At 45.2% G+C, this 13742-nt stretch carries 13 protein-coding genes; 5 read left to right on the top strand and 8 right to left on the bottom strand.

The window, feature by feature from the left end:
- Positions 1-212: 212 nt before the first annotated feature.
- Positions 213-2678, top strand: a complete 2466-nt coding sequence (gene fadE, locus AB4180_RS05755; RefSeq protein WP_102249077.1) for an acyl-CoA dehydrogenase FadE — start codon at positions 213-215, stop codon at positions 2676-2678.
- 190 nt (positions 2679-2868) lie between these two features.
- Here the strand turns inward: fadE and AB4180_RS05750 are convergent, their stop codons facing one another.
- Together AB4180_RS05750 and dnaQ are read right to left on the bottom strand one after the other, a co-directional pair.
- Positions 2869-4116, bottom strand: a complete 1248-nt coding sequence (locus AB4180_RS05750) for a TIGR03503 family protein (protein ID WP_102249078.1) — start codon at positions 4114-4116, stop codon at positions 2869-2871.
- A 9-nt stretch (positions 4117-4125) separates the two neighbouring features.
- Entirely contained in the window at positions 4126-4893 is a 768-nt protein-coding gene (gene dnaQ / locus AB4180_RS05745) for a DNA polymerase III subunit epsilon (RefSeq protein ID WP_009847393.1), read from the bottom strand.
- A gap of 56 nt (positions 4894-4949) precedes the next feature.
- On the opposite strand from dnaQ, the gene rnhA reads away from it, so the two are divergent.
- A complete protein-coding gene (rnhA, locus tag AB4180_RS05740; protein ID WP_102249079.1) occupies positions 4950-5414 on the top strand; it encodes a ribonuclease HI in 465 nt (154 codons plus the stop codon).
- A 56-nt stretch (positions 5415-5470) separates the two neighbouring features.
- Here rnhA and AB4180_RS05735 read toward each other — a convergent pair whose 3' ends face one another.
- Positions 5471-6256 carry a class I SAM-dependent methyltransferase gene (locus AB4180_RS05735; RefSeq protein ID WP_009847395.1) on the bottom strand — a complete coding sequence of 262 codons (786 nt, stop codon included), beginning with the start codon at positions 6254-6256 and terminating at the stop codon, positions 5471-5473.
- A gap of 53 nt (positions 6257-6309) precedes the next feature.
- Between AB4180_RS05735 and gloB the strand changes: the two genes are divergently transcribed.
- From gloB to AB4180_RS05720, 3 genes are all read left to right on the top strand, one after another.
- On the top strand, positions 6310-7068 hold the full coding sequence (gene gloB, locus AB4180_RS05730; RefSeq protein WP_102249080.1) for a hydroxyacylglutathione hydrolase: 759 nt from the start codon (positions 6310-6312) through the stop codon (positions 7066-7068).
- A gap of 70 nt (positions 7069-7138) precedes the next feature.
- Positions 7139-8710, top strand: a complete 1572-nt coding sequence (locus AB4180_RS05725) for a LysM peptidoglycan-binding domain-containing protein (protein ID WP_102249081.1) — start codon at positions 7139-7141, stop codon at positions 8708-8710.
- Positions 8707-9393: a YIP1 family protein gene (locus AB4180_RS05720; protein WP_009847398.1), complete on the top strand. Its 687-nt coding sequence runs from the start codon at positions 8707-8709 to the stop codon at positions 9391-9393. Before AB4180_RS05725 ends, AB4180_RS05720 begins: the two co-directional genes overlap by 4 nt.
- A gap of 146 nt (positions 9394-9539) precedes the next feature.
- On the opposite strand, the gene AB4180_RS05715 is transcribed toward AB4180_RS05720, so the two are convergent.
- The 5 genes from AB4180_RS05715 to accA form a co-directional block, all read right to left on the bottom strand.
- Positions 9540-10382: an endonuclease/exonuclease/phosphatase family protein gene (locus tag AB4180_RS05715; protein ID WP_102249082.1), complete on the bottom strand. Its 843-nt coding sequence runs from the start codon at positions 10380-10382 to the stop codon at positions 9540-9542.
- A 61-nt stretch (positions 10383-10443) separates the two neighbouring features.
- Entirely contained in the window at positions 10444-10782 is a 339-nt protein-coding gene (gene glnB, locus AB4180_RS05710) for a nitrogen regulatory protein P-II (RefSeq protein WP_017063373.1), read from the bottom strand.
- A 130-nt stretch (positions 10783-10912) separates the two neighbouring features.
- Positions 10913-11224 carry a cytochrome c gene (locus AB4180_RS05705; protein WP_102249083.1) on the bottom strand — a complete coding sequence of 104 codons (312 nt, stop codon included), beginning with the start codon at positions 11222-11224 and terminating at the stop codon, positions 10913-10915.
- Between the two features lie 58 nt (positions 11225-11282).
- A complete protein-coding gene (gene tilS, locus AB4180_RS05700; RefSeq protein ID WP_102249084.1) occupies positions 11283-12629 on the bottom strand; it encodes a tRNA lysidine(34) synthetase TilS in 1347 nt (448 codons plus the stop codon).
- 131 nt (positions 12630-12760) lie between these two features.
- Positions 12761-13720 (bottom strand): acetyl-CoA carboxylase carboxyl transferase subunit alpha, encoded by a 960-nt coding sequence (gene accA, locus AB4180_RS05695; RefSeq protein WP_009847403.1) that lies wholly within the window; start codon positions 13718-13720, stop codon positions 12761-12763.
- Between the last annotated feature and the right edge of the window lie 22 nt (positions 13721-13742).

Raw genomic sequence — 13742 nt, 5'->3', positions numbered from 1 at the left:
GCCCAAAGATTGCCACCTTAATTAACCTTTCACTGTCGATCCGTCCAAATATTCACCACCAACCTCTCACAATTAGAACTTTAACTCTATTGAGATCACTTTTTATTCACTTTGGAGTTTTACAAATATTTAATATTTTGTTTACACTTGACTGGTTAGACCTCTTACCTAAACTTAATAACAATAAGTGATCTCTGAAAAGGAAATCGATCATGAACATATTGCTCTCCCTACTCGGCATGACAGCCATCTTAGGCGTCTGTCTTTACCATAGAGTTAGTCTGGTCCGTGCGTTAATTGTGTTAACCGGCGCAATGGTAGCATTAACCCTGTTTGGCAGCGTGGCAGTCACTGGTTGGCTTTGTTATCTATTGGCCATAGCGACCTTTGCTGTACCAGCAATTCGTCAAACCCTGATTAGCCAAAAAGCACTTTCTTTGTTTAAGAAGGTTCTACCAGCAATGTCTCAGACGGAAAAAGAGGCATTGGAAGCAGGCACAGTATGGTGGGAAGCAGAGCTGTTCAAAGGCAAGCCTGAGTGGAAGAAGCTTCAAAATATTGCGGATCCGAAACTTTCTGAGGCGGAACAAGCGTTTTTAGATGGCCCAGTCAATACAGTATGTGAAATGGTCAATGATTATCAAGTAACACATGAGCTTGCTGATTTACCACCAGAAGTTTGGCAGTACCTAAAAGACCATAAATTCTTCGCCATGATCATCAAGAAAAAATACGGCGGTTTAGAATTCTCAGCTTACGCTCAGTCTTTAGTTCTACAGAAGCTAACGGGTGTTTCTAGCGTATTATCCTCAACCGTTGGCGTCCCTAATTCGTTAGGTCCCGGTGAGCTATTGCAACACTATGGTACAGAAGAACAAAGAAACCACTACCTACCTCGCCTAGCCGAAGGTAAAGAGATCCCTTGTTTTGCCTTAACTAGCCCAGAGGCCGGCTCAGATGCTGGCTCAATCCCAGATTACGGCGTGGTGTGTAAGGGTCAATGGCAAGGCGAAGAAGTATTGGGCATGCGCCTAACTTGGAACAAACGTTACATCACTCTAGCGCCTGTCGCGACCGTTTTAGGCTTAGCCTTTAAACTGAGAGACCCTGAAGGTCTGCTTGGTGACAAGCAAGACCTTGGCATCACCTGTGCCCTTATCCCTACCGATTTAAAAGGCGTAGAGATTGGTAACCGTCACTTCCCACTCAACGTGCCTTTCCAAAATGGTCCGACTCAAGGTGATGACATCTTCGTGCCTATCGATTTCATCATCGGCGGCCAGAAAATGGCAGGACAAGGCTGGCGTATGTTGGTTGAATGTCTGTCGGTTGGTCGTGGTATCACACTGCCTTCAAACTCAACCGGTGGTATTAAATCTGCAGCATTAGCAACCGGTGCTTACGCTCGTATTCGTCGTCAATTCAAACAACCCATTGGTCGCATGGAAGGGGTTGAAGAGCCACTGGCACGTCTAGCTGGTAACGCCTATGTAATGGATGCAGCAAGTAACCTGACGGTTGCGGGTATCGATCTTGGTGAAAAGCCTTCGGTTATCTCAGCAATCGTGAAGTACCACTGTACTCACCGTGGCCAACGCAGCATCATCGATGCGATGGATATCGTCGGAGGTAAAGGCATTTGCTTAGGCCCATCGAACTTCCTCGCTCGTGGTTACCAAGGCTCACCAATTGCAATTACGGTTGAAGGCGCAAACATCCTGACTCGTTCAATGATCATCTATGGTCAAGGCGCGATTCGCTGCCACCCTTATGTTCTGAACGAAATGGAAGCGGCTTATTCGGAAAGCAGCGATGCACTTGATAAGTTTGATTCAGCATTAGCAGGACACGTTAGTTTCACTATGAGTAACCTAGTCCGCAGCTTGTGGTTTGGTTTAACCGACGGTCGTGGTTCAGACGCTCCAACACCATCCAATAAAACGGATAAGCAGACACAGCGTTACTACCAACAGCTGAACCGCTACAGTGCTAACCTAGCGCTACTGTCTGATATTTCAATGGCTGTATTAGGCGGTTCACTGAAACGCAGAGAGCGCCTATCAGCAAGACTGGGGGATATCCTGAGTCAACTCTATCTAGGTTCAGCAACACTTAAGCGCTTTGAAAGCGAAGGTAGCCATGCTGAAGATCTCCCATTAGTCCATTGGGGTATGCAAGACAGCTTGCGTCAAACTGAAGTCGCGATTGATGAGTTCTTGGCGAACTTCCCTAACCCTGTGATTGGTCGACTACTTCGCGTTGTGTTAATGCCATTTGGCCGTATCCGTCGTGCACCAAACGACAAGTTGGATAGCCAAGTCGCGCACATCCTACAAACACCTAGTGAAACACGCTCTCGTATCGGCCGTGGCCAATACTTGGAAGCAACGGAATACAACCCTGTAGGCAAGATTGAAAAAGCGCTAGAGGTGATTCTTCAAGCTGAACCTCTGTTCGATAAGGTTTGTAAAGAAACACATCAAAAACGTGCTTTCTTACGACTCGACCTTGTCGCTCAGTTGGGACTTGAGAAAGGTATTTTAACGCAAGAAGAAGCAAATCTTCTGATTAGCGCTGAGGAACACAGACTGTACACAATTAACGTTGATGATTTCTCACCAGAGGAGCTTGCAGCAAAGACTCAGTACCCAGACCAATCGATTGATAACGTCGCTTAAGGTCAGAGACAGAAACAAAAACGGGACTCCTATGAGTCCCGTTTTTTTATTCATCACTTCATTGTCACAAATTTTAATGCTTGCTCTATCGAGGCTTGTTCTATCTAAGTTTAGTCTCTCGAGGTTTGTTGTCCCGACGTTTACTCACTCAAGACAACAATCTCAAGACAACTCTAGGGATGCAGACGAGTTACTTAGGCGCCTTGAGCTGCATCTCAGGTAGCGCTCTCTTCTTCTCTGTGATTTTACGTATTACAAACCAAATCAGTAAGCCCAATAAAATCGCAGCCACATTCCCTACCGCTATAATCATTATGCTGCGCTGCCTGTCATCTTCTCTTTTTTGAAGAATCATTAATTTTTCAGCAATACGTTTCTGCTCAGCAAGAGCTTCCTCTTGAAGACGTCGAGATTCTGCTAGGTCTATCTCTTGAACAACGCTGTACGACTGCTCGGTAATCGGGAAAATCAGTGGACGCTGGCTTGACGCATCGGTGGCATAAACCATCCCCGACCAAGTGTAAATTCCCAAATCATCATTATAAGGCAACGTTAAAGACACTTTCATCGCATCAGCTTCGGCTTGGCCTTGCTTATACATCACATACCCATCAGGGGCTTTATACTCAACGTGAGCTGCTAACGAGCTCGGTGCAATCATACCTGGCTCGCCAGAAGCCACTACAGTATGAGATAAACCTTCTTTGCGAGACTGAATGAAGGTGGTTGTGATTGGCGTTGGGTAGACCAAGACTTCTTGCTCTTGTGCTCGCAGGAACACACCATTACCAGAAGTAATTCGAGCTCGATATTTACCAGGCTCAATGTCCATTGGTAACGACACGGTGAACACACCATCTCCAGCTTTTTCGTCAAGATCAACGCCATCATCGGCAAATTCCCCCATGACAACCGGAATTGGCCGCGCTTCTCTCACTAAGGACTCTTCGTTTTCGACGAACTTAGTGAATGTTACTTTAAGCTTCACACGGTCAAGAAAATCACGCAGCACAAGCGGCTTGCCATCGGATGTCAAACGAGCGGTAAATTTAATGTGTTCAGTTTGGTACAACTTGTCTGGAAATTCATTGGCGTCTAAAACCAGATGAGATAAAAGTTTGATATTATTTTTAGGTGAGACTTTACCTACCGCTTGCCAAGGACCCGGCATCGGATTGTCGATAGAGATAATATCCATTGACGATTCTTGGTACCAACGGACATTATCAGCATGACGCAAAGCGTGATACTTCTTGCCATCAGGACGAACCAAGACGACGGGTTTAGAATTATCGGCTCGATAGATTACAAAAGTAACTTGCTCGATACTGGGATCAACTCGAAAGCGATTATCCAATAAACTCATTACAGATTCTGTTGCTGCGTGTAAGCCAAAGCTCAACAGCAAAAAACAACCGGTAGCCAATACCCTTAACATACTTTCTCCCTACTGACGCCAGAGGCAGCTTCCGCTTTTCTCGACGAGGTCTAAACGACTTTGATGCGCTTCTACTTCATCGGCCGTAGCTCGCAAAACCTTTAGGGATTTTCGACCACTTTCTGCTCTTCGTATGCTTTCGCCTTCGCCTTCTTGTTGGCCAGCGTTAAATTGCAGCGAAGTTTGCCCACCTGTCATCAATAAGTAGACGTCAGCTAGAATCTCCGCATCGAGCAATGCGCCGTGAAGAGTACGGTGTGAGTTATCAATACCATAACGGTCACATAAGATATCTAGATTGTTTCTTTTCCCTGGGAAAATCTTCTTCGCCATCGCCAAGGTATCGGTAACTTTACAGTAGTCATCCGTTTTACCTATAGCAGGGTTAAGTTTCTCAAACTCATAGTCCATAAAGCCCGTATCGAAGGGCGCGTTATGAGCCACCAGCTCCGCACCTTTAATAAAGTCGAGAAACTCTTTATGTATGTCTTGGTATTCTGGTTTATCAATCAAAAATTCATCGGTAATACCGTGAACGCCAATTGCCTCTTCTTGAATCGCACGATCGGGCTTGATATAGACGTGAAAGTGACGCCCAGTCAGCCTACGGTTGATGATCTCTACTGCACCAATTTCAACGATGCGATGTCCCATATAGTGGGGGCCACCCTCTGTATTCATACCGGTGGTTTCGGTATCGAGTACAACGATGCGTTTGTTTTCATTCGAACTGTTTTTTTCGTTCGTGCTTTGTTCTGGAGTGCTACTGGTATTCATAAGGATAACTGTGTCAGACTATGCCGATAATGTGCTTGAGGTAATAGTATCAAATCATGACGAAACAAGTTGAAATTTTCACTGATGGTTCTTGTTTAGGCAACCCAGGTCCTGGCGGCTACGGCATCGTACTTCGCTACAAAAAAGTCGAGAAGACGTTAGCCGAAGGTTTCACCTTAACCACCAATAACCGCATGGAAATGCTCGCCGCTGTTGTGGCTCTCCAAGCCCTCAAAGAGCCTTGCTCTGTCATTCTGACCACAGATAGCCAATACGTGCGTCAAGGTATCACCCAGTGGATTCACAACTGGAAAAAGCGTGATTGGAAAACAGCCGATAAAAAGCCCGTTAAAAACGCAGACCTGTGGCAAAGACTCGACAAAGAGACGGCGCCCCATAGCGTTGATTGGCGCTGGGTTAAGGGGCACGCGGGGCACCGAGAAAATGAAATGTGTGATGATTTAGCTCGAAGTGCAGCTGAAAACCCGACCCAAGAAGATACGGGCTATCAGCCAAGCTGATCATTTTCTTAAAGGAAATGTCAGTATCTAAAACAGATATAGCAATGGAAAGCCGACTATGAGTCGGCTTTTTCTGCTTTTAACGGATACGAAGTTTTAGCGGAGTCCAAGGTGCGACGCGTATTGGTTCTAAAACTGGCTCCTACAGGAGAGAAGCGTCGCTTAAGGTGCCAATGTGGCTTGATAGGCTTAAGTGGATAAGTACGTTTACGAGCAACAATAAAGTATTGGCTACCAGCGAACGATGCACAGCTGCCTAAGCTGTTCTCCAACCACGTCCACATCGCTTGGTATTTACTCATAGGGAACAACGCGTAGGTGTCACAATGAATCACTTCATAATTAAGTACGCCTAGCCAATCTTTAATTCGGTTTGGCGTGTACATACGTCCACTCCATGGCAAGCTGTTCTTTCGCCAAGGCATCAAACTGGCAAGCCCAGTCACACTAAAAGGGTTAAAGCCGGTGATAATAATATAGCCATCGTCCATCATTACTCGGTCGACTTCCCTCAATAGCCGGTGTGGGTCGTTGCTATAATCTAACTGATGACTCAGCACCACAACATCAAAGCTTTTCTCTAAAAAGGGTAAATTATAACCATCTGCTATCACATTATGTAATGGGTTCTGGATATCTAGGTTTACTTGATGTTGAATGTTGCATGTGCAGCTAGAAATCTCACTGCTGAGGCCACCAAGTTTGAGCATATGGTAACCAAATAGTTTTGGGCACCACTCATCAAGTCGAGTTTGAATAGATTCTCTCAACCAGTCCCCATTGTGCAATTGTGCCCAAGTATAAGGACGCTCAAACTTCTTTCTGCTACGTGCTGGCTTCATCAATAATCTGTCTCACTTATTCTGTCTCACTAAAAGTGACTGGAGAACCAATAATGTTACATATCAAAAGCATACCTGCATTTAACGACAATTACATCTGGCTGATTCAAAATAGCGATCGCCGTTGTGCTGTCGTCGACCCTGGTGATGCAGCTCCAGTATTAGAGTACTTAGCACACCATGAGCTAACTTTAGATGCAATCTTGATTACGCACCACCACCACGATCACATTGGTGGCGTGCCAGAGTTGGTAAGACAATTCCCTGGCGTGGATGTCGTTGGCCCCAAAAATGAACCTATCCCGACCTTAACGCATCCCGTTGATGACGGTGACCAATTAGAGCTGTTTGACGAAGTATTCCTCGTGCTAGGGCTCAGTGGGCACACCGCTGGGCACATTGGTTATGTGGGTGATGCCAAACTGTTTTGTGGCGATGTACTGTTTTCAGCTGGTTGTGGGCGAATCATGGAAGGCACACCACAGCAGATGTTTGATGCATTGAACAAGATCACAGCACTCCCACAAGAAACCGAGGTTTACTGTGCTCATGAATACACGGCAGCCAATATCGCTTTTGCACTGGCTGTTGAGCCTGACAACCAACATTTGCAACAATACCGCGACCAAGTGAATCGGCTTCGAGCCCAAAATAAGTCGACCATCCCCACAAATTTAAGACAAGAAAAGTTTATTAACCCCTTCTTACGCTACACAGAACCAAGTGTAGTGAAATCAGTATCTAATCGTACTGAGCAGACCGATCCTTTATCGGTTTTTACCGCTTTACGTGCGTGGAAGAACGAATTTTAACAAATACAGGCTTGTCACTCATAGGGAGTGGCAAGTATTATCATCGGCCGTTTATTAAAAAGGCTGTAACATGCGAGTTAAGTACAGCTGGGCTTTGGTACTACTACTTTCTGGTTGCCAATTAACTCAGTCAGAGAATCCAGACCAAGCTTCCGAGCAAACCAACACCTCCCCTACTAAAGAAGTTTCTCAAGCGAACGTTTCATCGAGAGCGATCCAAGAACAACCAAAAGTTGAAACACCCGTCGTTACTCCACAAACACAGCAAGATGTTTGGAAACGTATTGCGATGCAACTTGAAATGGAAGTGCCGGACCAAAAGAAAGTCGACTACTACCGCACTTGGTACCTCAAGCACCCTGGTCATCTAAAAACTGTATCAAAACGCGCTGAACCTTTCCTTTACTTGATCACAACTAAGATTGAAGAAAGAGACTTGCCTTTAGAGCTGGCCCTGTTGCCCGTCGTTGAAAGCTCGTTTGATGCATTTGCTTATTCTCACGGTAGCGCTGCTGGACTATGGCAGTTCATATCGGGTACTGGCAAAGCTTACGGACTAGAACAAAACTTCTGGTACGATGGCCGCCGTGACGTAGCCGCTTCAACCGACGCTGCATTGGATTTCTTAACCGACCTGAACAAACGTTTTGATGGGAACTGGCAACACGCAATCGCTGCCTACAACAGTGGCGGTGGTCGTGTGAACAGCGCAATCCGTAAAAACAAGAAGCTGGGTAAGCCAATCGACTTCTTCTCTCTAGACTTACCAAAAGAGACCAGCAGCTATGTACCTAAACTACTTGCACTGGCCGACGTGATTGCCAACCAAGAAAAGTATGGTATCGATATCCCTGCGATCCCGAACAAGCCAGTACTGACTCTGGTTAACCCAAATGAACAACTTGATTTAGCCATTGCTGCAAGCTACGCCGGCATTCCTGTCAAAGAGCTGCAAGGCTACAACCCGGCTTATAACCAGTGGGCAACGGCACCAGAGAAACACCAACAATTATTGCTTCCTCTAAGCTCTGTTGAGAAGTTCAACAAAGAAGTGGCAGCCAATAAAGGCAAAGGCATGAAGTTGGTGCGCTATAAAGTGCAATCTGGCGATAGCATCAGCGTACTGGCGAGTAAATACAACACCACCAGCAAAGTGATCCGCTCTGCAAACGGTTTGAGCAACAATAATATTCGTGTTGGTCAGCACCTATTTATTCCAACATCAACCAAAGACGATAAGACATACGCACTAAGCGCTTCAAATCGCCTAGCAAGCACACAGTCAAAGAGTCGTGGTCAATATAAGCTTAGCCATACCGTAAAAAGTGGTGATAGCCTATGGACGATTGCGCGCGCAAATAAGGTATCTCACCAATCACTGGCTAAGTGGAATGGCATGGGACCACGTGACACACTTAGAATTGGTCAAGAACTGGTCATTTGGAAGAATAGTTCAGACGGTGCCATCATCCGTACTGTCTTTTATAACGTAAGATCAGGTGACACAGTCAGCGGTATTGCATCAAAGTTCAAAGTAAAAAGCGCAGATGTTGTAAAATGGAACGCTTTGCAGAACAAGAAATACCTACAGCCAGGACAAAAACTGAAGCTGTATGTTGATGTAACTAAGGTAAGTGTATGAACCCGTCAAGTAACCCACTCGTCATGCTGTTGGATATATTCCGTTCACCAACAGCTTGTTTCTTAGCGCTTTATCAAAGAAGTGCTTGGGGATGGCAACCCTACGTCGTATTAATGCTCAGCCCATTCTTATTTTGGGGAGCCTATTTTTCGAATGTAGATTTTGCATGGTTAAGCGCTGAGTTGTCACAGCAACTGGCTCAAACAAACCCTGACCAATTGGCGTTACTTGACAGTAATACTCTACTCGCGAGTGAAATCATCAGTGATGTATTCGGCCGTACGTTAACCATCATTCTGTTGGCATTTTGGTTTAACTTGGCAACAAAGCCAAGCCAACACCAACATAGCTTTTGGCGATGGTTTGCAGCCGCATCGGTAGTGATATTCCCTGCCGTTCTAGGCGATGTAGCAAGCTACGCAAGCCTGATACTCAAGCACGGGCATGTGATGAGCTACGCGGCTGACTTGAACAGCTTAAACGGCTTAATCAAGTTGCCACTAACCAATGATTGGTCGCAATTTGCCAGCTCATTACCACTCTTGCTGCCTTGGTACATTGTATTGGGTTATGCAGCGGTATTAACTTGGACGGAGTTTGAGCGTGGTCAGGCACTGGTCATCTCTGGTTTGCCATGGGTTGGCTATTACCTAATCTGGGCTCTCTACATTTTAATCTTTTAAGCTGAATAGATAAAAACAAGGCTAGCGAAAATTCACTAGCCTATTTATTCCCCTGCTTATTACCCAAAGTAACCACAGTGTGAATGGTGAATAGCTAAGATCCAATGACTAATAGGCTAATAGGCTAATAGGCTAGATAGCTTCTTCTATTTAGCCTTAAAGGTCACTCGCATAGGGTTATGATCAGAGGCGTCCGTAATGGGCGCCTTTGCTTTGTCTACTTCTAACCCTCGATAGAACACATGATCGAGCACCAACCCTGTCATAAACTGTGTACGGTTATCTGGTTCAAAAGCAACTTCCGTCAAACCTACCTGTTCCAACGCATCTTTCAATACAGCAAAGCGAGCTTCACTCCAACTGTTAAAATCCCCAGCAAAAATAACAGGCCCACGATACTTTTGGAGATTGTCGGTTAAGCTCTTGAGCTGAGCCTCGTAATCTTCCGTACCAAAAGTAAAGTTCACCGCATGGATATTAATCACAGCCAGCTCTTCGCCATTACTTAGCAGGTAGCGAGACCAAAGTGCAGATTTAGGTAATTGAAGCCAAGGTTCTTCATGAGTATAAGCACAAGCTTCAATCGGTAGATGCGTCGCTAGGTTGAGTACACCTGCACTTTGTTCAAAAGCTTCAAATGCATTCACTCGAGTACTTCCCCATTGGCCACTCGTTACCCATTGGCGAAGCCCTTCTGTCATACTCGCTTCTTGCAGCAAAACTAAATCGCTACCGGCTGACAGCTTATTTAACTCACTTTGCCAATTATTTCGGTTTTGCTTATAGATATTCCACACGGTAATGTCTAGGCCATCAGACACATCAATCGCTTTCGGGGCTGAGTTTTGGTAGCAGCTATAGATATCGTTGCTGGTATTTTGAGAAGAAGTGATCAAGTTGGGTTTATTCGGGATCACGAAGATAAGATGAAAACTAGCAACAGCGAGTGTTATCAAGACTGCGATAACAATGATGGTTTTCTTAAACATACAGCACCCTACCAGAAATGAAAAAGGAGCGATAAACGCTCCTTTTAAGGTAATAGTTTTTTTATACGGCGTCTTCGTCTTCTTCGCCAGTACGAATACGTACCACACGTTCAACTTCAGTAATGAAGATCTTACCGTCGCCAATTTTACCTGTTTGAGCCGTTTCGATAATGGTATCAACACATTGGTCAGCCACTTCGTCGGTCACAACAATTTCCAATTTCACTTTAGGTAAAAAATCGACCATGTACTCTGCGCCACGGTATAGCTCAGTATGACCTTTTTGACGTCCAAAGCCTTTAACTTCAGATACTGTCATACCCGTAATACCCACTTCTGCAAGTGCTTCACGTACATCATCAAGTTTGAATGGCTTGATAATGGCTTCAATCTTTTTCATGTTCATCCCTTAAACTGTGCGAATAGCTCATTATCGGTTAGCTATAGTAAACATTCAATGAAAAAAGCCAGAGCATTAAAGCTCTGGCTCGAAATTTATCATCTTGTTTAATCAGCGCTTTAAGAAGGTTTTACTTAAGGCTTGAGTAGTAAGCAGCTAGATTAGCAATATCTTCATCACTCAGCATTGAAGCCTGAGCCTGCATTACAGCCGCCAAACCGCCGGTGCGCTGGCCGTTCTTATATGCATTAATTGATGAAGCGATGTATTGCTCGTTTTGGCCTTTAAGATTTGGATATCCTGGGATCATTGCGATACCGTCTGCGCCATGACAAGCCGCACAGATTGCCGCTTTAGCTTGACCCGCAGCAACATCACCCGCCAGAGCGTTACCACTCAATAGTCCAAATCCAAGAACTAATCCTAGTGTAATTTTCTTCATTGCATATTCCATTAATTATTTTTATTAAAGTGACGGTGAATTGTGACACAAACTTTTTCTACTTGCTCCAAAGCGCTTCACAATCTTGACCTTCGTAGTTTTTATCTACGAATAAGCCTAAAACAGCGATCACTCGATCGCCATCCATTAATATCGGCGTTCGACGTCTTAACCAGCTGGGTACTTGGTATTCCTGAAAAAGCTTCTTGAGTTTTCGACTATGACCACGACCAACTGGGTGAGCCGACACTCCTTCAGGGTTAAAGATCACTCGCAAGGTTCCGTTGGCTTTAGTAAGGGAAAAACTTTGTACCTCTCGGTTATGAGATGCACTAGCACTCGACACCGCTTTCAAATGGATCTCACCTAAACCATCAGGCAATAATAAATTCTCATCAATCAAGATTTCACTTTCCCAGCTCGACAAATCTTTGGTGTCTTGTATCAAATAGAGCTGATTATTAAAACGCCTAATCTCAACATCATTCAACACCAGCTTAGGATTGGCATCTGCCTGAGCACAAGCCACTTCATCCCAAATAAGTTTTAGCTGCTTTTGGCTTGGCATCGGTTGATTGCAATGGCTGAGCCACATTCTGATCAAACGTGCTCGTAACAAATCAGAATGCTGAGATAACGAATCAATGCTTAAGCTCTGGCTCTTACTGTTACAGCCCCCCAAAGCTTGTTGTAAGTGAGACTCAAGCAGTTCGTCGAGCAGCGACTCTTGTTCTGCACATAATTGAGCACTGCGACAGACCGATTCTCGAAAGCTAGGCCAACGCTCTGTCAACGTCGGAGTGACTTGATGACGAATGAAGTTTCGATCAAAGCGCAGATCCTGATTACTCTCATCTTCGACCCAAGTTAACCCCATGTCGTGAGCCGACGCTTCGATGTCTAATCGAGTCACTGACAGCAGAGGTCTCACAATAAACGCTTCGCCAAACGACATCACTTTCGCCATTGAAGAGAGTCCTTTCGGACCACTGCCACGTTTTAATGCCAGCAAGAAAGTTTCAAGTTGGTCATCAATATGTTGGCCTGTAATTAGAACATCACCAAAACTAAGGTGCTTCTGAAGCGAATCATAACGAGCATCTCGAGCCAGCTTTTCAACGCTCTCACCACAGTTGATATCCAACGAGACCCTTTCTACTGCTAACGAAACCGACAAAGCATCACACCATGTTTGGCATTGCTCAGCCCAAAGATCAGCATTCTTACTGAGACCGTGATGAACGTGCACCGCACAGCACTCAATGTGATGGGACTTAGCGTATTTCGCGGCCAATTCCAATAACACTCGAGAATCGACACCACCACTGAAAGCAACGACTAACCGACGAGGTTTGAGATCGCTTTGTTGAAATGCAGAGGTAAAAGTTTCGATTAAGTGAGTCATGGGGTTAAGTGAGCCGTGTGTACTAATGAGAAAGGAGAATGTTTTAATAATAAAAAAGGGTTGGCACTGAGTCCAACCCTTTCATCAACTTGTTACGGAAAGCAGGTCTTATACCTTGCTAAGGTCCCTTATCAGCAGTAACCGTAGCTCATTAGACGCTGGTAACGACGCTCTAGAAGTGCTTCGTTGTCAAATTGCTCTAGCTCTTCTAACTGCTTAACTAACATGTCTTTCATGTTCTGAGCTGTCTGTATTGGATCGCGGTGCGCGCCACCTAGAGGCTCAGGGATGATTTCATCGATAAGCTCAAGCTCTTTAAGTCGAGGAGCTACTAGGCCCATCGCTTCAGCAGCTTGTGGTGCTTTATCTGAATCACGCCACAGGATTGAAGCACAACCTTCTGGAGAGATTACTGAGTATGTAGAGTACTGAAGCATGTTCACGTAATCACCAACACCGATTGCTAGTGCACCACCAGAACCGCCTTCACCAACAACGTTACAGATAACTGGAACTGAAAGACCAGCCATTACTTTAAGGTTCTTAGCGATCGCTTCAGATTGGCCACGCTCTTCAGCACCAACACCTGGGTAAGCACCCGCTGTGTCGATGAAAGTAATGATTGGCATGTTGAAACGCTCAGCCGTTTCCATTAGGCGAAGTGCCTTACGGTAACCTTCTGGCTTTGGCATACCAAAGTTACGGATCACTTTCTCTTTAGTCTCACGACCTTTCTGGTGACCAATAACCATAACAGGACGACCATTTAGACGAGCCATACCACCCACTATTGCTTTGTCGTCAGCGTAAGCGCGATCGCCCGCCATCTCTTCAAACTCTGTGAAGGCATGCTCCAGGTAATCTTTGGTGTAAGGACGTTGAGGGTGACGAGCAAGTTGAGCTACCTGCCATGCACCTAAGTCACTAAAGATTTTCTGTTTAAGCTCTAAGCTTTTTTTCTCTAGTTGTTCAATTTCTTTGTCTAGATCTACCGCTGTGTCACCACCGTGACGCGAAACGTCACGTAGCGCTTCGATTTTTGCTTCAAGTTCAGCGATAGGCTTTTCAAATTCTAGAAAGTTCAGGCTCATCTATGAATCCTTGTTGATTCAG

The sequence above is a fragment of the Vibrio sp. 10N.286.49.C3 genome, assembly GCF_041469545.1.
Lineage (GTDB): Bacteria > Pseudomonadota > Gammaproteobacteria > Enterobacterales > Vibrionaceae > Vibrio > Vibrio tasmaniensis_A.
The sequence above is the reverse complement of the archived record's forward strand: the minus strand, read 5'-3'. Positions and strand labels throughout refer to the sequence as shown.